The sequence below is a fragment of the Pseudomonas fluorescens group sp. PF-69 genome (genome assembly GCF_054481235.1).
The window spans coordinates 4,512,636-4,531,538 of sequence record NZ_JBTMNC010000001.1; the positions used below are offsets into that span (position 1 = coordinate 4,512,636).

An 18,903-nucleotide genomic window follows, 5' to 3' on the forward strand; every position below is an offset into this window, starting at 1 on the left:
CGTTTGGCATCTGGAGAAACCGCGACTCAGAGCGGTAGAAGCGTTTTTTTAAGGGGCATTGCAACGTGGGCACCGTCCTCTGTAGGAGCGAGCCTGCTCGCGATGAGCTGGAGGACAGCGCGGGGCGTCAGGTTCCCCGCGTTATCGTTCACGACCATCGCCAGCAAGCTGACTCCTACAAGTACTGCATTAGCTTTGTATCCCGGGATTCCGTGAAGAACCTTTTTTTGCTGCCGCGCCATTACTTTCTGCATTGCGCCAACACCACTTGGCAGGTGTCCGGCGTGCCACCGGACCGGCCGGCATAGCGTATGCAATTATCCAGGGATTTTTTGCGAGCCATGTTCAAGGTGTCGCCCCATGCCAGACCGCCTTCACCGGAAGTGGGCAGCGCTTTTGCGTAACAGTTCGAGCCGGCGCTCGACGTCGAATAGCGAGCCTTGGCGGCTTTGCCTGAACATCCCGCTGTCAGCACCAGGTTGAGGGCGAGCAATGAGGGCAAGACCCATGACCAGCCTTGTCGTGTGGTGTTTGTGGTCATCCCGTTGCCCCCGTATCAAACGGCTCAAAGCGTGTTTGCGATCATACTGCACTCGGGCTGGACGGTGTTGTGCCTGACCGTGGTGACCTGTCGGGGGAAGGGACGGACGGGGGGCAAACCATGGTCCTGGTCGCCGGGATTTGAAATCTATGGCGTTGCTCGACAGAATTGCGTCCCGATCCGGCCTGCGGTGCTGGACGTTCGTGGTGAAAAGGGGCTGCAGTTGAACCAACAGACATTGTCCATGCGCCTGGAGCGCGTGGCGGCGCATGTGCCAGCGGATGCACGCCTGGCCGATATCGGCTCGGATCACGCCTACTTGCCGGTGGCATTAATGCGTCGTGGCGCCATCGCGGCGGCGGTGGCCGGCGAGGTGGCAGTGACGCCGCTGCGCTCGGCCGAACGCACCGTGCGCGAGAACGGCCTGGAGCAGTGGATCACCGTGCGCCTGGCCAATGGCCTGGCGGCGATCGAGCCGGGAGACGGCATCACGGCGATCAGCCTCTGTGGCATGGGTGGCGAGACGATCCGCGACATCCTCGACAGCGGCAAGGCGCGCCTGAGCGGCCGGGAACGCCTGATCCTGCAACCCAACGGCGGCGAGCAGCCGCTGCGTCAATGGCTGATGGACAATGGCTACCGAATCCTTTGCGAGGAAGTACTGCGGGAAAACCGCTTCGACTACGAAATCATCGTCGCCGAGCGCGACGGGCCGGTGACCTATACCGCCGAGGAACTGTACTTCGGCCCGCTGCAGATGCAGGCACGCAGCCCGGCGTTCCTGACCAAGTGGCAGCGCCTGCTGCGCCATAAACAGCAGACCCTGACCCACTTCGCCCGGGCGCGACAGGCAGTGCCCGAAGAGAAGGCCGAGGAAATCGCCCGGCACGCCCGGTGGATCACTGAGCTGCTGAATTGAGCCGCGCAGTCGCGCAAGGCAGGGGAGCGTCTGAGCGACGATCAAAAGTCTGAATACGCTTGCCGAATCATGTTGGTCGCGACGCCAGTCAATGAATGATATCTTTGCGCCATCATGCTGTAAGCCTGGCAACTCTCGCACCTTCACGCAGACGTTTTACATGGGTTAAAAAGGGATGTTCTCGCAATGACGCGCGCCGTTTTCGATACCAAGTCGGTACACGACCTCATCACCCACGCAAATGGACAGCCAAACCAGTTCTGGATACCCGCCTACCAGCGCGGTTATCGATGGAAGCCGATGCAAGTCACGCAATTGCTCGAGGATGTCCGGGAGTTTGCCAAGCGTGAAAATGCTCAGCCCCACGAGTACTACTGCCTGCAACCGTTAGTGCTCAAAGACACACGCCAGGGTCAATACGAGGTGGTCGATGGTCAACAGCGGCTGACAACGCTGCTACTGATACTTCGTCATTTCAATGAGCGGATGGCCGTCAAATATCGATCAAAGCTGTTCAGCCTGGCATACGAAACCCGACCCGAGTTGCGGGAGTTTCTGGACGACCCTTCTGAGGACATCGCCACTCGAAACGTTGACTATTTCTATCTGTACCAGGCGATCCAGACCATCGAACAATGGTTCGAATCGCGGGACCACGAATTCGAAGAGATCAAATCGACACTGCTCAACAAGACCCGTGTGATCTGGTACGAGCTCTCCGACCGGGAAAATGCCGTGGACGCCTTTACCCGGCTGAATGTGGGCAAGATAGCCTTGACCAACGACGAGCTTATCCGGGCGTTGTTTTTGCGCCAACGGGACGATGCCGAGGGTGCTGTTAGCCTCCAGCAGTTGCAGATTGCCCATGAATGGGATCAGTTGGAAAAAGCGCTACAGAACGACGCGTTCTGGTATTTCCTCAATAACAAGACCAGCGGCGGCCACAACCGCATCGGCTTCCTGTTCACGCTGATTGCCCGCCTCGACGCAGAGCCCTCTTTTGACCCGGACGAGCGATACTCGGTTTTCCACACTTACAACCGCAGGCTTTCGGCAGCAGGCGCCACGACCGCGAGCGAATGGTTGAGGGTAAAGCAGGTATACATGCTGCTGGAGGAGTGGTTCGAAGACCGGCGTCTGTACCATATCATCGGCTTTCTGGTGCAATCGGGCACAACGGTCGATGCCATTTTCCGACTGTCGCAAGGCATTCCAAAAAGACAATTCGAACAGAAGCTTCGTAGCCTTGCATTCCTGAAGTTAACCGGCACGGCGATGCCGGAAACAGCAACGGCCGACATTCTGAGGGCAACGATTAAACAGTTCCTCGGCGACCTGGAGTACGGCCAAAAGCATGCGCTCAAAATCCGGACAACGCTGTTGCTCTTCAACCTGACCAGCCTGCTGCAAAACCCGGCTTCGAACATTCGTTTTCAGTTCGACAGTTTCAAGGCGAACAGCTGGGACATCGAGCACGTCCGGTCGGTGACCACCTCTATTCCCAAAGGTAAAACTGAACGAGACAGATGGCTGCAACTGGCTCGGAAGCAACTGACGGGCGCAGACGATCAACGGGATCTTTGCCAGGCCATCGCGGCGTACTTCGCGCAAACCGAGTCCGCTACCGACACGCAGTTTCACGATTTGCACACTCGCGTCCTGGCGGCCTTCAAAGAGGACAGCGAAGTTGATGACAGTATCGGCAACCTTACGCTGCTTGATGCTCAAACGAATCGTGGTTACGGCAATGCAGTGTTTGCCGTGAAACGGGAGCGGATACTGGAACTTGATCAACGTGGCATTTTTGTACCGCTGTGTACGCGAAACCTGTTCCTCAAATGCTACAGCCAGGGCGTGGACCACCTGCTTTTCTGGAGCGTCAAGGACAGTCAGGGTTACCTGGAAGCCATGTGCAATACCCTCGTCAATTTCTTTCTGGACAAGCAGGAGCCAAGCGTATGAGCGGCGCAGGAAGCCAGATGGTGTTCGCTGATCTGTTCCAGGGCGGTCAAAGCATTCGCATCCCGCTGATTCAGCGTGATTACGCGCAAGGACGATCCGACAGCATCGATGTGCGCAACGATTTCCTCGTTGCACTGAACAAGGCATTCCAGTTGCCGGAGGACGCCCCGGAACTCCCCCTCAACCTGGATTTCATTTACGGCACCCTCAATGAGGCGGGGCAGTTTCAACCGTTGGACGGTCAGCAGCGTCTGACCACACTGTTCCTCCTTCACTGGTACATCGCGCTGCGGGACGATCAGTTGGAGCTGTTCAGAACGCTTTTCTGCGACGATCAGGCCTCACGCTTCACCTACAGTGTTCGCCCGAGCAGTACGGAATTCTTTGATGCGCTCAGCCAATTCAAACCGGACCACGCCATTACCGCCGAAGCGTCCATCGCTGCGCTGATTTGCGACCAGCCCTGGTATTTCCGCCATTGGAGACTGGACCCTACCATCCAGTCCGCCCTCACGATGGTGCAGGCCATCCACGAGCTTTTCTTCGAAACACCGACGGCAACGTTCGCTCGCCTGGTGGATCGCGAGCGCCCCGTCATCAGCTTTCAGAAACTCGACCTGCGTGATTTTGGCCTGGCCGATGATCTCTATATCAAAATGAACGCCCGCGGGGATGCCGCTCACGCCATTCGAAACATTCAAGGCCCGTTATGAACAGGTTCTGGAAAAACAGTTCGAGGGTGAAACGCGCAACATGGGCAGCGTTCAGACGAGCGTGGCGAAGTTTTTCGCCTGGCGTCTGGACACCCAGTGGGCCGATTTTTTCTGGAACATTTGTAACCAGGACAATCGCGATCCATCACCCACCGCGATGCACCTGTTTGACGATGCGGTGATGAACATGTTGCGCCTGATTGCCATTGCGACCCGCGACAGCAGTCAATCTCGCTACAACGATGAATTCGTCAAGCTGAGGGCTGCGGATCAGCGCAACACCTATCAGACGTATGAGGAAAATGGCTGGCTCGACCGGGCCTTTTCGGAAACGGTCCTGATGCTGTTTGAAGGGTGGAGCGCAGGGCAAACAGGTTTCGCCCTGAAGCTACCGGACGACCGAGTCTTCGACGAAAAGGCATTCTTCAAGACGGCCATTGCCGAACCGTTGTCGATCAGCTATCCGCAGATCGTTGAGTTCGTCGCCTACATCGAATTTCTCAGAGCGCATGGTGACAGCCAGCCGCAAGCGTTTCAGGAATGGATGCGTGTGGTGGTGAACCTTGCCGTCAACACTACTTACGTCAGGCCCGAGGATGTGCGACGCAGCATCAATGGCCTGCGTGAGTTGATTCCTCATGCCGTGCAGATTCTTGAATACATCGCTTCAACCCCTGGCCCGGTGACTGGATTCAATGGCGCGCAGGCGTCGGAAGAGGTGCAGAAGGCGAAACTGATCCTGGCAGAGCACAATTGGCGAGGGCTGATAGAACAAGCGGAATCTCATTTGTATTTCCGTGGGCAGATCGATTTTCTCCTGGAGCGCAGCGAAGCACTTCGCTTGTTCGACGACAGTGAGGACGCTCAGTCTGTGGACCATGCCAGCGCGCAACTGGCATTCCAGCGCAGTTTCGATATGGCCCAGAAGACGTTTACCCCACGCGGTCTCGCGAGCTTCAAGGATTTTCTATGGGAGAGGGCCTTGCTCACCCTCGGCAATTACTTCTTGCGCAATGGCAGTAACTGGTCCTTTCTGGTCAATGGCGCGACGGAGCAGGGCAGTTGGAAGCGACTGCTCGGCGGAGCGCGTGATGCGCGCAATATCCTGTTCAAACTCTGGGACCAATTGGACGCTGAGCAGCCGCTGGAGCCTCAACTGCAGCGTATCATCACTTCGGCCCATCCAGAGGTGCCTTGGCAAAAACTGCTGATCGAAACCCCCGAGGCATTCAACTATTGCAGCAGGCGCCAGATGCGCTTCGTCAATGACGATGTGCAGGACATCTATTTGCTCGCCAGAGAACGCATGAGCGGTGCGCATGCCGAACTCAACACGTATGCCCTGCATGCCCGGTTACAGCGAGAAGGTGGTGCAGCGTTACAACCACTCTCGCTTCCGTACTACGAATCCGTATCGGGGGAAGCGGATGAGCCTTACCTGTATTTCCATCACGAACACGCTGGCAGGGAGATACACCTTTACGTCAGTTACAAGCAGGGTCAATTCCAGCTGCAGATCGAAAATTCCGAGCTTCAAGGACGGGAGGCGCTACAGGCTCAATTGTGCCAAGCCATCGGTTTTCAACCGCGCCCGGAATACCTGACCGCTGAATGCCCATTGGGCGAGATCGACGAGGCCTTGTTAAAAGTCGCTGCGCTGCTCAAGGCAAACTGAACAACGCGTGACGCAGGGCCTGTCCTCGGAGGACGGCCCCGCGTGCGTTTGTTACAGCGTGGCTGCCAGCCCATGGGTGTGCGAACCCACGGTTGCCTCGACCTCATCCAGCGGTTGATAGGCCGCTGCCGCCCGTTGCAGCGTCTCGCCGATTTGCGCCCGCAGTTCGACTGGCCGCTCCACGATCATTGCGTCGCCCTGGGACAGAATCCACCAGTGCAACTGCCAGGTGTTGCTCAGCGTCGCATGCACCCGATAGCCGTCCTCCAAGGGTTCCAGCGTCATGTCCGGACTCAAGGGCGTCTCGCGAATCAGGCGTGCCTTGCGTTCACTTACCCAAGCCTGGAAGCGGATTTTTTCCGGCGATCCGAATTGCAGCGCATCGCTGCCCAGGTAGGCGCGCAGGTCGAACTCGTGCAGGCCCTCGGCAGGCTTGTCCAATTGATCGACAGATCGAAAACGATGCACTGCGAACTGACGCACATCGGTGTACGGATGCGCCGTGGCAATCAAATAGGTCACCAGCCCGCGCTGCACCATCGCGAAGGGGTTGAGCGTCATTTCGCTGAGCTTGTCGGTATGGGCGGAGTAGTACTGGCACTGCACCTGACACTCATTGATCAGTGCCTTTTGCAGGGATTCGAGCCGCTGCGGATCAATGTCCGGCGCCTGCAGGTTCAGGTCCGGTCGCACACTGGCAACCTTTTCCAGCCAACGGGCGGCGGGGTTGTCGTCCTCCAGTCCCTTGAGCTTGCGCCGGGCATGCACAAAACGAGGTTCCAGCACGCTCAGCATGCTGGCGGGCAGCAGGGGGCGGATGGCATCTTCAACCAGCGCCAGGCTCAAGGCTTCGGTCAACGTGATGCCTTGCAATTCGACGTTAACCCCGGGCGTCCAGTACCAGGCTTGCGGCGTGTCCTCGCTGCACTGCAAGGGGAACACCAGGGACAAATCATTCAAGTCTCGCTCGACGGTGCGCCGGCTGATGATGTAGCCGGACGCCTCGAGTCGCCCCAGAAGCTCGGTCACCGTGATGCCCGATTCGCGTTTGGGCAAGTGCTTGAGCAGTTCCCACTGGCGACTGACAGTGGAATGGGATTTGGCTGACGGCACAGTGTTTTCCTTGTGCAGGGGGGGCAGAGTGCGGCAGCGGAGGACACTGCCTGGCGGTGAACGTCAAGCTGATGTCGGCGCAAAGCGCCCGTGCTTGAGCCTCTCCAGAGATATTTCCCGGATGCATTCTGTCGCGGAATGGCGATAAGCTATCACTTATTGAAGTTCGGGAAAACGCAAAAGAAGTTGTTTCACCCTCGTCGTATCGACGACTGCGCGCTGATCGAAATCATGCAACCCGAGTCTGCCTCTGATGTAGATCCGTCCTGATTCAAATGGAGTTTTTATACTTGGTTAAACACTTCAAGTTCCTGACCTTGCCACACGGTGCCAGTGAGGTGGCGAATGTGTTCGTTCATGGTTATTCCGCCGGGCACGATCTAAGGGATCGTCGGTTGTTGTCCAAGCAAATTCCTTCGACGCTGCACAGTGGCATCAATATCCTCGGCTTCTGGCGCTCGGGTCATTTCTTGCAGATGTCAAATGCCTCCCGGCAGTTGATCGCGGGTGCCAGCCGGGTCCATCCCTATTTCGCCGTGGCGGCATTCGCCGCGGAGCGGGTGGCACATTTTGCGCGCAGCCGACGTCGGGCGGTGGAGATGGGCGAGGTGCTGCTCAGTGAGCTGGACGATTACCTGTTGGCCAGGCACCCCTACGTGACCGAAATCAATCTGATCGGTCACTCGTTGGGCGGTCGCGTGCTGGTCAGCGCGCTAAGAAAACTGGTTCGCCAACCGGGTGGTTGCAGTCTCACCATCGGCGATGTGTTGCTGATGGCGGCGGCCGTCGAAGTCGGTGCCGAAGAAGCACGAGGACTCAAGGCCTGCATCAATGGCCGGTTGATCAATGCCTTCTCCAGGAATGACCGGATCCTGTTGATGAACGCAGACGAGAAGTGCCTGGGTCGCCACGAGGTTGCGAACTTCGACAACGTTGAGATGGACGGCTTCGGCCACCAGGATTACTGGCCGAAGCTGCATAAAGTATTGGCCAGCACCGGTTTCGCCGGATTCCAGGGCCAGCATTACCCCGCGCCCATGGGCAAGGAAGTGGCCTCGCAGGAGGATCACGTGCGTGATGACTATTTGCTCTACGACCTCTTTGAACAGATCGAGCAGTCGCATCCCGCCTTGTTGGGTGAAGCGATCAAACACCTCAAAACCAGCAGTTGGACAGATCTGGACGACAACGAAAGCGATAAGCTCTACGCCTTCACACGGGAGTTTCAGCTATTGGGCGGACATTGCCTGGCGAACATGACGCGACGCCGTGGTTTGCCTTATGCCGAAGTGCTTGAAATGTTGGTAGCGCATTTCGAGTTGGGTGACGACCTGCATGACTGTGCGACGATCCTGGAACTCGAGGCCGCCTTGGTTCGCACGTTTTTCAGTAACGCTTTCGCGGATGGGCATGTGTTGTGCCATTCACCTGAGAAAGTCCTGGAAACCCTTTCGGCGGAGCACTACTTCAAGCACGTCGATGCGCTGGCGGAGCGCTTGACGTTGACCTCCTATTTCAAGTCGCCGACCTCTGACGGCGGCGCGCAGGTCGCTGGCCGGGTGAGCACAGGAATGACGATGGGAACCATTGCCGGTGCCGCCTCCTTCAACGTGTTGTCGATGGTGCCCAAACTGTTGGGGAGCTCCGTCGGGCGGGTCATCACCAATTTCAAGACGGCTCTGAAACCTGGTTATTCGGCATTGATTCCGGCGGTGGCCATCACCTTTTATGCCCGGGTGAAACTGGGCAACAGCGGGTTGCATTGAGGGAAGGGGCCGCCAGGCATGAAGGCCTGGCGGTGATCAGGTCGTCAATGCTTTTGAAGGTACGACTCAATCTGTCGCACCGCACCCGCATGCTCGCGTCATCGAACAAGGGAGGATCTGTCATGCTGAAAAACATTCTGGCTGCTGTGGGCGTCGCGGTGATCGCCAGGAAAGGGTATGAGTTGTTCCGGCAGTACAAGACGATGGAGGCGCAGGTCGAATTCTTGCGCAAGGGGCGCGGGGAGGCTTAATGTCACCCGCTCATTTTTCTCAATTCCGTATTCGGCAAGGAAGTCAGCATGATTCAATCGGCAGCCCAGACAATCTCGTCGCTGTGGCCAATGATGGGGACGTTGGGAGCCCTTCGAACGCCTTCCCGGCGCTCAACATTCGATATCGATAGCGTGACGCCGGAGCGGGTCAAGGTGCTTGCCGGCCAATCAGGGATCGTGATTCCCAAGGCAGCCTTCGAAGCGGTGGTGGAGTATCTGCACGACAATGGCCACCATGCGGGCAATCCCTGCACGATTGAGTCTGACAATGATCATGGCAAGGCTGGCCCCTTGTGCAAAATCGCCCGACGATTGCCGGCAGGGGGGTACGGTCCGCGAAATATCACCTATTTGCTGCCGATTCTTGAGCAACTGGGCGTTGTGGGGATCCGACCTAGTCGGCCCACAGCTGTCTGGTTGACCACGGTTGCGGGGACGGCTTCGGTCAATCCGCTGCCCATACTGGCCGCCGCTGACGTCACGCCGGCGGGAAGCCTGAGTGCAGTCCAGCAGGCCTTCGCCCGTCATTTGGCGACGTTGTGGTCAGGCGCGCCAGGCTCTTTCAAGCACCGTTATCTCACCACCACGCATCACTCCTGGAAACCCTGGAAAGCGCGAAGCCAAGGCGACGATTGGTGGTGCCTGACCCTGTCTCAGGCGCAAGCGCATTACTCCTGGCCTGAGAGCGCTGCACCGCATGACTTCGCCAGCATCGCGGCCCGACTTCGCACCGCTTTGGCCGAAAACGATCACGCGGCTGCGCTGCAGGCTTGTCTGGACATATTCGATTGGGGCGGCGTCGCGCGAAAGGAGGACGATGCTTCCCTGGTCTGGGTCAAGGCGCAAGCGGCGGCCAAGACCCTGTGCGGCTCGATCCTCGCCGCGGTCGAATTGCTCCGGCCTGGATGCACGCAGTCGTTGAAGGCGTTCGATGGCAAGGACCTGCTGATGAACTCGGCGATGACCAAGATCTACGCCGCCGCTGACCCGAAGAACATCATCATCTACGATGGGCGGGTAGGGGCTGCCTTGGGGTTGTTGGCGCGTCAGTGGCTCGAAGCCGCTGGAGAGAGCGTTGTACCGGCGGACCTGGCGTTTCGCTGGGGCCCCAATACCAAGACACCGAGCAACAAGGTCGAAACCCGCGATCCCTCCCGGGGTGGCTTCCAGTTTATCCAGCTGTATCGAAGCACTGCCCGGGAACCGAACCCGACTCAGACTTGGGCCGAGCTCGTACGGATGACCAATCGCCTTTTGCGCGAGGTGATCCGCCTGCGAGCCCAAGCGCAGCAGAGTGTGACCTTGCTGGCGCTGGAACGTGCATTGTTTATGGTTGGCTATGACGTGCGTTGCCTGCCGGCAGCGGTCAAACACCCACCCGAAGAAGCCGGGTCCTGGCCGAGTGCTTGATTCGGCCATGCCGATGGCCCGCAAGAGGTCGTGATGGAGTTCCAGACTCAACGGTTGCGCAACGCACGCCACGTCGTGGTTTTCTCCGGTGCAGGCCTCAGCGCCGAGAGCGGCATCGCGACATTTCGTGATGCCCTGACCGGGCTGTGGGAGCATTTCGATCCCGCAGCGCTGGCCACTGCCCAAGCCTTCCGCAACGACCCCGCCCTGGTGTGGAGCTGGTACGAGTGGCGGCGGGCCAAGGTGCTTGCGGCGCAACCGAACGCCGCGCATCGGGCGATAGCCACCCTTGCTCAATACATTCCCAGGCTGACCGTTGTCACCCAGAACGTTGATGACTTGCTGGAGCGCGCCGGTTGTGCCGACGTTCTGCATTTGCATGGCAGCCTGGGTTCACCGCGTTGTTTTGCTTGCGCGCGATCGTACAGCTTCGGTGCCGATCAACCCGTTGAAGCGCAAGAGGGGCGTCGCATCGAGCCGCCGCGTTGCCGGCATTGCAACGGCAAGGTCAGGCCTGGCGTCGTCTGGTTCGGCGAGTCGCTGCCGGATGACGTGTGGCGCAAGGCCGTGTCGGCAGCGAAGGATTGTGATGTGCTGCTGTCGGTCGGGACGTCCGCACTGGTGCAGCCGGCGGCGGAGATTCCCCGCATGGCCTTGCAACAGGGCGCACAGGTCGTACACATCAATCTGCAACCGGAGGCTGTGGCAGGGGATCGCGAATTCAGCCTCACCGGCAGGGCGGCAGAGGTTCTGCCACGCCTGCTCGAACAGGCGTTCGGATAGCACCCGGACTGCGGCGTGACCCTTCAAGGCGCACTCATTGGATGAACCCGATGGGGCGCTGCAGGCTGGCAGACTTCAGTCGACACTCGGCCAGCAACGCCTGTGCCATTTCCTCAGCGTTCGAAAATGGCTTGAACCGTGCCCGTCGTGCCACGCTGGCAAAATCCCCAGGCGTCAAACGCCCTTCACCGCGTAGCCGCTGGCCGGCGGAGTGTTCCGGGTCTTCAAGGTTCAGCGCCTTCAGATGCGCTGCAAACAAGGCCAGGGCCTGGACCTGGTTCAGATAACCAAAATGCACCTTCAGATCGAAACGCCGCAAGGAAGCCTCGTCCAAGTCCTGGATCAGGTTGGTGGAGGCGATGAAAAGCCCGCGATAGCTCTCCATCTGTGTGAGCATTTCATTCACCGCGGTGATCTCCCAGCTCTGGCGTGCATTGCGGCGGTCTTGCAGAAAGCTGTCGACTTCATCGAGCAGCAGGACCGCGTCTTCCTGCTGCGCGCGTTCGAAGGCTCCGGCAAGATTCTGTTCGGTCATCCCTACGTAGGGAGAGACCAGATCGGACACGCGCTTGACCATCAATGGCTTGCCCAGCTCTCGCGCCAACCAGCGGCCAAAAGCGGTCTTGCCGGTTCCTGGCGGCCCGTAGAAACACAGCCGTGCATGGGGGTGGGTGCGCAAACCATCGACCAGTCCGGCGAGGGGCAGGTCGGCATTGATCCATTGCGGTGAATAGAAGGCCGGCAGGCCGTTGCCATCGCCCTGCTGCAGCTTGTCAAAACCCTGGGCTTTCAAGGTACCGTCGATGATGCAGCGGATCGTGCTGTCGAGCATGGTGCCCGCGCGTTTCGAGACGCTGTGGCCCACCCGTACTGCGCGTTCCAGGACCGCCGGGGTGACCTGTTCATTGGCCGCAAGGTGTTCGACCAACTCGTCGCTGAGTTTGCCGGCGACACACTCACGCAACATCCGTTTGCGCTGCGCCTGTGGCGGGTTAGACACCTCGATCACCAAGTCGAAGCGACGGATGTGGGCGGCGTCGATGGCCTCGATGCTGTTGCTCAACCAGAAGCACGGCAGCGAATTCTCTTCGAGCATGCGGTTGATCCAACCCTTATGGGAGCGGGCATTGGCGTCTGCGCCGACAGTCAGGAAAATGTCTTCGATCTCATCGAGTACCAACAGCGCCCGTTGTGAGCGCAATACGCTATTGGCCGCGCGCAGGGAGCACAATCGTTGCTTGGCAAACACCGGATCGCCATCGCGGTCGGTACAGGCCACTTCATACAGCGCGCTGTCCAGGCTCTTGGCGAGCAAGCGGGTCAGTTGCGTCTTGCCGGTGCCCGGTGGCCCGTAGAGCAAGATATTCACACCCGCTTTGCCTTGCACCAGGGCCTTGGCGAGGTAGCGTTGAGCGATATCCAGGGGGCGTTTGACATGGCTGTAGTGCTCTCGGCTCAAGCTGCCCGGCGGGCTCAAGCGGAATGCATAAGAAAAAAACTCCAGCGGGGTGCCCTTGCTGTATCGCAGCATCGCGGGCAGTTGGGTGTTGCTCACCAGGAGTATGGAGCTCAATACCATGGATACGCGGTGGCCGGTACCGATTTCCAGCAAGCCAGCCCGGATCAGCGGGCTATCAAGCCCCAGGCCTGCCTCCACCTCCGGCAGGGTAAGGCCCAACAGTACCGATAACACTTTCACTGCGCGCTTGAAGCCCAGCATCCCCAATTGATCGGTGGCGTCACTCAGCACCGGGTCGTTGTGCATCAGTACGCAGAAGCCGAGTATTCGCAACTCGGCCTCGCTCAGGTTCAACAACGCCCCCAATTCGCCGAGATTGCTTGCCAGGCGATCAGGATAGGAGGCTTGTGGATGAGCGGCCTGAAACTTGCGCGCATCCTGACGCAACGTGGTCAATGCCTCGGCCGCGCTGTACTCATCATCGTCGACCCATTTCTCCAGGCCCAGCCCGAGCGCCAGGTCGTCATCGTTGAAACCGTGCCGACCGAGAAAATTCCGGTGACCGCCAAGCTCCAGCAGCAGCTGGAAGCACCACTTCAGGGAAAGCGGGCACGTATCGGCGGCACGCTGGTTGTCGGGGGCGAACGGAGTGAATGTGGAGCGCATAAAAGGTGTCCTGACACATGAGAAAGGACACGATGAATGCAGCCGTGGTCAGAATGCGTCGCGAGCCCGGCAAGGATGACTCACTCGTAAAGCCATGGCTTCAACTCATCCAGGTTCTTCACCACGATCTGCTGGGCCGCTGCCTTGGGGTCGTGTTTTTTCGGGTCGATCTGGAACCGTTGCAACACGTATTTGACCAAGGCCCGGCGTGTGGGAATGACCAGCACGCCCTCCGCCATCCCGAAGTCCGCTTCGATGATTGCTTTCTGGGCCGGCTTGAGACGTGAGTCGGGTTCGATGACTACAGCGATTTCCGTGTTCCAGTCCTCGTCTTCGTCGATGAGATTGTCGGTCTTGCGTTCGAACTCCGGTTGGCCACGCAGGCGACTCAACACAAAATCCCGGTACTCACGATTTTTCTCGCAATAGGCCCGGACATGCCAGCGCATGCCGGTGTAAATCAGGGTGTGAGGTGCAATCAGGCGAGTTTCCGGTTCCGGGTTGGCCAGGGACACGTATTCGACTGCAATCACCTCGCTGTCGCGGCAAGCCTTGAGCAATGGGCGCAACACTTCGGGACGAATCGTGCGGTCGGGCACCTCCAGGACCAGCGTGTGGGCATACGCCAGGGCGAGCCCTTCTATATGCGGCGCTCGGGAATGGGTCTGGTTCAGCAGATGCAGATAGGCATTGGCACTGTCGTCGATGAACCGCGGCTTGAACTGCTTGCTCGGTACGTAGCCCTTGAGGTGCTTGTCATATGTAAGGTTTTTGGGCGCATGTTCGGTGATGTAGGTATTGATGTCCTTCGATGCCTGCTGACGACTGATCCCGAAGCTCTGAATCAAGTGCCCCGTGGTCAGCCGGCCTTCCCACCAGGCAACCGTCTCGATCAAGCGATAGCGAAGTGCCAGGTCCCAGCGAACCTGCTTGATGTCTTGCATGCGTTTCATGGTCACCTCATCTGCTCGAATTGTTTACCTGTATAAGTCTACATTCTAGACCTGTCGCCAAACACTACATATCTTGTTCCTGTCTTTGACGTTGATTGGACTCATGAAGGAAATGGATATGGACATGTTGGACATGTTTTCGCTGCTGGCTCTGGCGTTACTCGGGATGATCCTGTTGGCCTTGTCTCTACAGTATCTGAGACTGCGCGGCATCTGGAAGATGATGCTCGATTGCCGCAGTTCGATGCGCTGGGCGCGGATCCAGGAAATGGAAAACAAGGAGCTTCGCTCCGCCCTGCGCGCAGAAAAAGCGCACGTCGAGCAACTGACGCGAAAGCTGGTGCTGTTGCAGGCGCTGGTCCCGCAGACGTAAGGGCGCAGGCGTTGCCTGGGGATCATGGCGCTCGCTGCTGAGTCGAGCGCTGGAATGAAATGACTATTTGAGGGACAGAGGATGCCAATAAAGCCCAAGCCGTTCACTTTTGCATGCGGCAAATGCGGCTGGAAGAAAGTCACGGCGCCCCAGAGCGATTGCCTGGGGCCAGGTGATTGGTACGAGCGGTGCCCGAAATGCGGCAACCAAACATTGAGCGTGCGCAGGGCAGGGTGGCTGGAGGGGAAATGGGCGGAGCTGCGCCCGTGGCGTTAAAGAATCCCAGTGAAGTCGGGGGGGCAGGATACCGTTCAACAGGGATATTGAACGGTGCCCTGAAGGGGGCCATCGACGGGTGTGTGCGCTGCCTGATTTGCGATTCGCACTCTTCGTTCAGATATCTCTCACCGGGGTTGAGCCCGTACAACCGCCACTAGAGTCTGGCCTGATGTTCGGGTTTATTCACAAACTGAACTTCAACCCGGCGATTCTTCTCGTCTGAAGGATCGATGTTCGGCAAGGGCTGTGAGTCTCCGTAGCCGGCAACGATCACCCGTTTGGCCTGTTGCTCTCCCAGCATCTCGATCAACAACTTACGCGCCTCGCGTGCCCGAGCGGCGGAGAGGGTGAAGTTATCGTCATACACCGTGCAGTATTTCGCGAAGTCAGTCACTGGCCGACCCACCTGGATGTTGTCGGTATGGCCTTCGACCAAAATCTGGGCCTGACTGGAAGTGTCGATGAAAGCGGCGATTTTCGGGCTCAAGAGTTTGAGTTCACGATGAGCTTCATCGGTGACACAGGCGCTGCTGCGAGCGAACATCTTGTCACCCAGGGTGATCTTGCCGCCCGCCAGGTCGAATGAAACCAACCCGGCGTCCCCCTGGTCGGCAAGTGCCTTTTGCATCTCCTGCAAAAGACCGCTAAGCCGCTCCTGGTCGGTCACCAGGCTCTTGTTCTTTTCCTCCTGGCGCTTGAGTTCCGCAAATTGGTTCTGCAGTACCGACACCACCAGCAGCAGCATGACCACCGCCATCACTCCGGCCATCAGGTCAGAGATGGATACCCATTCGTTTGGTTTGTCCTTCATGCTTGCTCCAGGACCTCGGCTTCTTGCCTGGCGCAGAGTGCTTCACGAATGCTTGCGGCGGCATGGTTCAGCTGATCCAGGGAGACCTGGAGCGGTTTGAGATCCGGTACGGGACGCTCAGGGGCCGAGGCCAGCGTCTTCAGAGTGTCCGGGATTTGCTCCAGCATTTTGCTGACATTGGCATATCGGCTGTCCAGATCCGCCATGCGCTGACCGTTCTGCGAAACAGCCGTCAGACTCAACTTGATGTCCTTTGTCACCTTCTCGACCATCGAGGTCATGGTGATGACGCTGGCGTTGAGGCTGCCGCTGATTTCCTTGAACTCTTCGCTGCTCTCGATCTGAATGTTGGCGGTGGATTTCATGTTTTTCGCCACTTCATTCATGGCCGCGTTAACGGAGCCGGACATGTCAACGATGGACGTGGAGATGTTGTCGGTTGCCTTGTCGAGGTTAGTCGACATGTTCGACAGGTTGACCTTGAGGTCATTGCTCATGCTCCGGATGGTCGAGTCCAGACTTACGCTGACCTCATTCATGACCACCGACAATCCAGCTGTCGCGCCTTCAAGATCCGAACCCATTTTCTGCAGGTTTACGCTGAAGTCATCGTTCATCGTTTTCAGCGTGTCGTTGAGGCCGTCTTTGACACCGTTCAGAACCACGGTCATCTGATTGCTCAAGTCATTGACCACGACTTGCAGATCGCTTGCCGATGCGCCGACCTTCAGCGCGGCATCGCCCATGTTGGCGCCTGCTTGCTGCAGGGCGGCGAGGTTGTCCTGGCTGCTCTGCGTGAATTGACGCAGTGCTGCCTGGGATTGATCCGACGAGCGCGCAATTTCAGTGAGGTGAGTGAGACTTTCCCGAGCGGTTGCGTGGTGTTCTTCACCGCGCTGGAGGACTGCTGCAACCCCGGTGCCCAGATCGACGACGCCTTGACTGACCTGCTCGAAATTGTGCTGCCAACGAGCATTTTGCGTCTCATCCGCCTGCAGGCGCTGTTCGTTGATCCGCTGCGATTGATCTATCAGCGACGCTGTCTGGGCACTGAGGGCCGACACGGTTTGATCCGACGATTGGGCAATGCCTGCCAGGTGAACGAGGCTTTTCTCAGCGGTTGTGTGGTGCTCATTGCTGCGATTGAGCGTGGCCGTGGCCACCCTTGCCAGGTTGACGATACCGTCGTTCAACTGTTCGAAATGGGCCTGCCAGCGAGTGTTTTGCACTTGGTCCGCTTGCAGGCGCTGCTCGGCCATGCGCCGCCATTCGGCTTTCATGGATTCGGTCTGGACGGCCAGCGCCGAGACGATAACCCTGGCTGATCCCATCATCGAAGCTTGAAGGAATTCGGCTTGTCCGGCCTTGGCTTTTTCCTGTTGCTGGCGCGTGTTGTCCAACTCGCGTTTCATCTTGCCGATGCACCAGATCAGCCGGCGGTCTTCGAAGCCATTGATCGACTCCCAGACCTTGAGCAGGATAAACGCGATAATCCCCCAGGTAGAGGTTTTGAATTTGGTGCCCAGACCTTGCATCATCGAGGTCAGGTCCTGCATGGCACCGCCCATCGCGCCGACGGATGCGCCACCACTGTTCTGCAGAATCGTCGAGGCCTTGTCCAGCGCCAGACCCAATCCCAAAAAGGTCCCGAGAAGGCCCAGTATCAGCAGCATGCCGGGCATGATGTTGGCCATTTTCTCTGCGGTGGTTGCTACGGCCTGGCTGAGTTCATGAATCGAGCCGTGTTCGACCTCGAGCGTCGTATCCTGCTGTTGGTCTTTTTTACCCTGCCATTTCATCTCCCAGGATTTCTCCCGGGCCTTGATCTTTACCCACACAATAGTGCTGAGTACGCCCACGACAATGATCGAGGAAAACGCAATCTGGATGGGTTCGTTGCTCGGTGTCAGAAAGTTGAGGACATCGACAATCATGCCGCGACCTCGACCAGGGTAAAGGCCTCGGTTCGTGCGCGGCAGTCTTCTTCGAATATGTTCGCAAAGTCGACGATCAGCGCTTGCTGGTCTTGCGTGAGCTCATCCCATTTCTTTTGATTTTGCGCGCAATCGATGATGAGTTTGCCCACCTCGTTGCTACGCTCGATCATATAGCCCTTGCCCTCTGCCGTGAGACCCTCTTCTCCTTTCTCGAGCAGTTGCAGAAAGCCTTCGGATGCATATACGTAATTGCACTTCTCACGAACGGAATTTTCCAGCGTTTGCAACTTGACGGCGTCGGTGTCGACCGATTTCAGCAGGTCATTGAGCACGACCTGTTCTTCCGGAGTAAGGGTTTCCAGACGTTTGGCCAGGGTCAGTCGTTTAGCCAGGATTTTGTCGCGGGCCAGAGTCTGGTTCAGCTCTTTCCAGTTTGCCTCGAGCTTCTCAAGGTCTACGTTCCAGGCCAGGATCATTTCTTCGAAGACGAACGGAATGACTGATTTACCGAAGTGTTGGGTGGTCAGTTGATCCAGCGTTCTGGCTTGCTCAATCGTCAAGCTTGGTGCGCTGGAGATCAGGCAGGCTGAAATGTCCATCAAGGCGATCATGTCGTTATTGACGTCCGCCAGCGTTTCGATCGACGTCATGCTTTTTTCGTAGAACGCCAGCAATTTTTGTGCAGCTCTGACCCGCAGGTAATGGTTGAAGTCTTCAACTTCACCGGCGTTCACGGCTTTGAGGATTTTTGCGCGCACCAGCATGTAACTGTTGATCAGAGCAGCCACGCGTACGGCGGGTTGTTCAGCGGCAGGCACTTCTTGCATGGCTGCCTGAAAGGCTTCTGCTCGTGCTTCGGCTTCTTTGATTTCGATGTCGTTGAGGACTTTTTCCTTGATGTCCTTGGCATGCTTGATAACCCAGTCGATGGCCTTTTTCAGTTGGCCCATCAGCGGGTGGCTTTCAATGTTTTCGAGAAACGCCAGTGCACGTTCCAGGCCTTGGGCCATCAATTTCACCACCGGCCATGGCGCAAGGTTCGCCAGCGTGGTCAAGGCGACGCGTGCCTTGCTGATGTGAGGCTTTACCGCCTGCCATATTTTCTGTACGTCGCCGACAAACGTTTCGGCTTCATCCGCCAGCCAACTGATGGTCTTGACCGCTACTTCCTTGACCTTGTTGATGACCGCCGGAACCACACTGGCCACGGTATCGACCACATCAGAGACGAAGCCGGAAATCGCGCTGCCCAAACTACTGAAAAATCCCAT

At 58.0% G+C, this 18,903-nt stretch carries 17 protein-coding genes; 10 read left to right on the plus strand and 7 right to left on the minus strand.

Translation table 11 applies throughout. The annotated features are described in order from the left end of the window. Nucleotides 1–241 precede the first annotated feature (241 nt). Complete coding sequence (locus ACX3YF_RS21290) at nt 242–541, minus strand: hypothetical protein (RefSeq protein ID WP_448646863.1); 300 nt, start codon at nt 539–541, stop codon at nt 242–244. Between ACX3YF_RS21290 and ACX3YF_RS21295 the strand changes: the two genes are divergently transcribed. The 5 genes from ACX3YF_RS21295 to ACX3YF_RS21315 all read left to right on the plus strand — a co-directional run bounded on the left by ACX3YF_RS21295 (nt 518) and on the right by ACX3YF_RS21315 (nt 5,810). Beyond that, on the plus strand, nt 518–685 hold the full coding sequence (locus tag ACX3YF_RS21295; protein WP_448646862.1) for an NADH pyrophosphatase zinc ribbon domain-containing protein: 168 nt from the start codon (nt 518–520) through the stop codon (nt 683–685). The genes ACX3YF_RS21290 and ACX3YF_RS21295 overlap by 24 nt on opposite strands. Nucleotides 686–764: 79 nt before the next feature. Then, nucleotides 765–1,460: a tRNA (adenine(22)-N(1))-methyltransferase gene (locus ACX3YF_RS21300; RefSeq protein ID WP_321197569.1), complete on the plus strand. Its 696-nt coding sequence runs from the start codon at nt 765–767 to the stop codon at nt 1,458–1,460. A 186-nt stretch (nt 1,461–1,646) separates the two neighbouring features. Further along, nucleotides 1,647–3,422: a DUF262 domain-containing protein gene (locus ACX3YF_RS21305; protein WP_458974209.1), complete on the plus strand. Its 1,776-nt coding sequence runs from the start codon at nt 1,647–1,649 to the stop codon at nt 3,420–3,422. Continuing rightward, complete coding sequence (locus ACX3YF_RS21310) at nt 3,419–4,135, plus strand: DUF262 domain-containing protein (RefSeq protein ID WP_458974210.1); 717 nt, start codon at nt 3,419–3,421, stop codon at nt 4,133–4,135. The genes ACX3YF_RS21305 and ACX3YF_RS21310 overlap by 4 nt, the downstream gene beginning before the upstream one ends. Nucleotides 4,136–4,175: 40 nt before the next feature. Beyond that, nucleotides 4,176–5,810 carry a hypothetical protein gene (locus ACX3YF_RS21315; RefSeq protein ID WP_458974211.1) on the plus strand — a complete coding sequence of 545 codons (1,635 nt, stop codon included), beginning with the start codon at nt 4,176–4,178 and terminating at the stop codon, nt 5,808–5,810. Between the two features lie 51 nt (nt 5,811–5,861). Here ACX3YF_RS21315 and ACX3YF_RS21320 read toward each other — a convergent pair whose 3' ends face one another. Continuing rightward, the gene (locus ACX3YF_RS21320; protein ID WP_458974212.1) at nt 5,862–6,923 is read right to left on the minus strand and encodes a helix-turn-helix transcriptional regulator; all 1,062 of its coding nucleotides are present in this window, start codon (nt 6,921–6,923) and stop codon (nt 5,862–5,864) included. A gap of 290 nt (nt 6,924–7,213) precedes the next feature. Between ACX3YF_RS21320 and ACX3YF_RS21325 the strand changes: the two genes are divergently transcribed. The 4 genes from ACX3YF_RS21325 to ACX3YF_RS21340 all read left to right on the plus strand — a co-directional run bounded on the left by ACX3YF_RS21325 (nt 7,214) and on the right by ACX3YF_RS21340 (nt 11,154). Further along, the gene (locus ACX3YF_RS21325) at nt 7,214–8,689 is read left to right on the plus strand and encodes a DUF726 domain-containing protein (RefSeq protein WP_458974213.1); all 1,476 of its coding nucleotides are present in this window, start codon (nt 7,214–7,216) and stop codon (nt 8,687–8,689) included. 122 nt (nt 8,690–8,811) lie between these two features. Next, the gene (locus tag ACX3YF_RS21330; RefSeq protein WP_262984242.1) at nt 8,812–8,940 is read left to right on the plus strand and encodes a hypothetical protein; all 129 of its coding nucleotides are present in this window, start codon (nt 8,812–8,814) and stop codon (nt 8,938–8,940) included. Between the two features lie 48 nt (nt 8,941–8,988). Continuing rightward, nucleotides 8,989–10,371: a hypothetical protein gene (locus ACX3YF_RS21335; RefSeq protein WP_458974214.1), complete on the plus strand. Its 1,383-nt coding sequence runs from the start codon at nt 8,989–8,991 to the stop codon at nt 10,369–10,371. 33 nt (nt 10,372–10,404) lie between these two features. Further along, the gene (locus ACX3YF_RS21340; RefSeq protein ID WP_458974215.1) at nt 10,405–11,154 is read left to right on the plus strand and encodes an SIR2 family NAD-dependent protein deacylase; all 750 of its coding nucleotides are present in this window, start codon (nt 10,405–10,407) and stop codon (nt 11,152–11,154) included. A 34-nt stretch (nt 11,155–11,188) separates the two neighbouring features. Here ACX3YF_RS21340 and ACX3YF_RS21345 read toward each other — a convergent pair whose 3' ends face one another. Together ACX3YF_RS21345 and ACX3YF_RS21350 are read right to left on the minus strand one after the other, a co-directional pair. Continuing rightward, on the minus strand, nt 11,189–13,279 hold the full coding sequence (locus ACX3YF_RS21345; RefSeq protein WP_458974216.1) for an AAA family ATPase: 2,091 nt from the start codon (nt 13,277–13,279) through the stop codon (nt 11,189–11,191). A gap of 80 nt (nt 13,280–13,359) precedes the next feature. Further along, nucleotides 13,360–14,232, minus strand: a complete 873-nt coding sequence (locus ACX3YF_RS21350; RefSeq protein WP_130207214.1) for a WYL domain-containing protein — start codon at nt 14,230–14,232, stop codon at nt 13,360–13,362. Nucleotides 14,233–14,350: 118 nt separating this feature from the next. Between ACX3YF_RS21350 and ACX3YF_RS21355 the strand changes: the two genes are divergently transcribed. Then, nucleotides 14,351–14,605: a hypothetical protein gene (locus ACX3YF_RS21355; RefSeq protein ID WP_130207216.1), complete on the plus strand. Its 255-nt coding sequence runs from the start codon at nt 14,351–14,353 to the stop codon at nt 14,603–14,605. Between the two features lie 433 nt (nt 14,606–15,038). On the opposite strand, the gene ACX3YF_RS21360 is transcribed toward ACX3YF_RS21355, so the two are convergent. Genes ACX3YF_RS21360 through ACX3YF_RS21370 form a run of 3 tightly spaced genes read right to left on the minus strand, consistent with a single transcriptional unit; the run spans nt 15,039 to nt 18,903 of the window. After that, nucleotides 15,039–15,695 carry an OmpA/MotB family protein gene (locus ACX3YF_RS21360; RefSeq protein WP_130207220.1) on the minus strand — a complete coding sequence of 219 codons (657 nt, stop codon included), beginning with the start codon at nt 15,693–15,695 and terminating at the stop codon, nt 15,039–15,041. Beyond that, the gene (locus ACX3YF_RS21365; protein ID WP_458974217.1) at nt 15,692–17,629 is read right to left on the minus strand and encodes a hypothetical protein; all 1,938 of its coding nucleotides are present in this window, start codon (nt 17,627–17,629) and stop codon (nt 15,692–15,694) included. Before ACX3YF_RS21365 ends, ACX3YF_RS21360 begins: the two co-directional genes overlap by 4 nt. Then, nucleotides 17,626–18,903, minus strand: a complete 1,278-nt coding sequence (locus ACX3YF_RS21370) for a hypothetical protein (RefSeq protein ID WP_130207222.1) — start codon at nt 18,901–18,903, stop codon at nt 17,626–17,628. Before ACX3YF_RS21370 ends, ACX3YF_RS21365 begins: the two co-directional genes overlap by 4 nt.

What these genes read in the sequence shown, in the direction of transcription:
- ACX3YF_RS21290 (WP_448646863.1), bottom strand. Translation starts at nt 541, where the DNA reads ATGACCACAAACACCACACGACAAGGCTGGTCATGGGTCTTGCCCTCA.
- ACX3YF_RS21305 (WP_458974209.1), top strand. Translation starts at nt 1,647, where the DNA reads ATGACGCGCGCCGTTTTCGATACCAAGTCGGTACACGACCTCATCACC.
- ACX3YF_RS21310 (WP_458974210.1), top strand. Translation starts at nt 3,419, where the DNA reads ATGAGCGGCGCAGGAAGCCAGATGGTGTTCGCTGATCTGTTCCAGGGC.
- ACX3YF_RS21315 (WP_458974211.1), top strand. Translation starts at nt 4,176, where the DNA reads ATGGGCAGCGTTCAGACGAGCGTGGCGAAGTTTTTCGCCTGGCGTCTG.
- ACX3YF_RS21330 (WP_262984242.1), top strand. Translation starts at nt 8,812, where the DNA reads ATGCTGAAAAACATTCTGGCTGCTGTGGGCGTCGCGGTGATCGCCAGG.
- ACX3YF_RS21335 (WP_458974214.1), top strand. Translation starts at nt 8,989, where the DNA reads ATGATTCAATCGGCAGCCCAGACAATCTCGTCGCTGTGGCCAATGATG.
- ACX3YF_RS21340 (WP_458974215.1), top strand. Translation starts at nt 10,405, where the DNA reads ATGGAGTTCCAGACTCAACGGTTGCGCAACGCACGCCACGTCGTGGTT.
- ACX3YF_RS21345 (WP_458974216.1), bottom strand. Translation starts at nt 13,279, where the DNA reads ATGCGCTCCACATTCACTCCGTTCGCCCCCGACAACCAGCGTGCCGCC.
- ACX3YF_RS21350 (WP_130207214.1), bottom strand. Translation starts at nt 14,232, where the DNA reads ATGAAACGCATGCAAGACATCAAGCAGGTTCGCTGGGACCTGGCACTT.
- ACX3YF_RS21355 (WP_130207216.1), top strand. Translation starts at nt 14,351, where the DNA reads ATGGACATGTTGGACATGTTTTCGCTGCTGGCTCTGGCGTTACTCGGG.
- ACX3YF_RS21360 (WP_130207220.1), bottom strand. Translation starts at nt 15,695, where the DNA reads ATGAAGGACAAACCAAACGAATGGGTATCCATCTCTGACCTGATGGCC.
- ACX3YF_RS21365 (WP_458974217.1), bottom strand. Translation starts at nt 17,629, where the DNA reads ATGATTGTCGATGTCCTCAACTTTCTGACACCGAGCAACGAACCCATC.
- ACX3YF_RS21370 (WP_130207222.1), bottom strand. Translation starts at nt 18,903, where the DNA reads ATGGGATTTTTCAGTAGTTTGGGCAGCGCGATTTCCGGCTTCGTCTCT.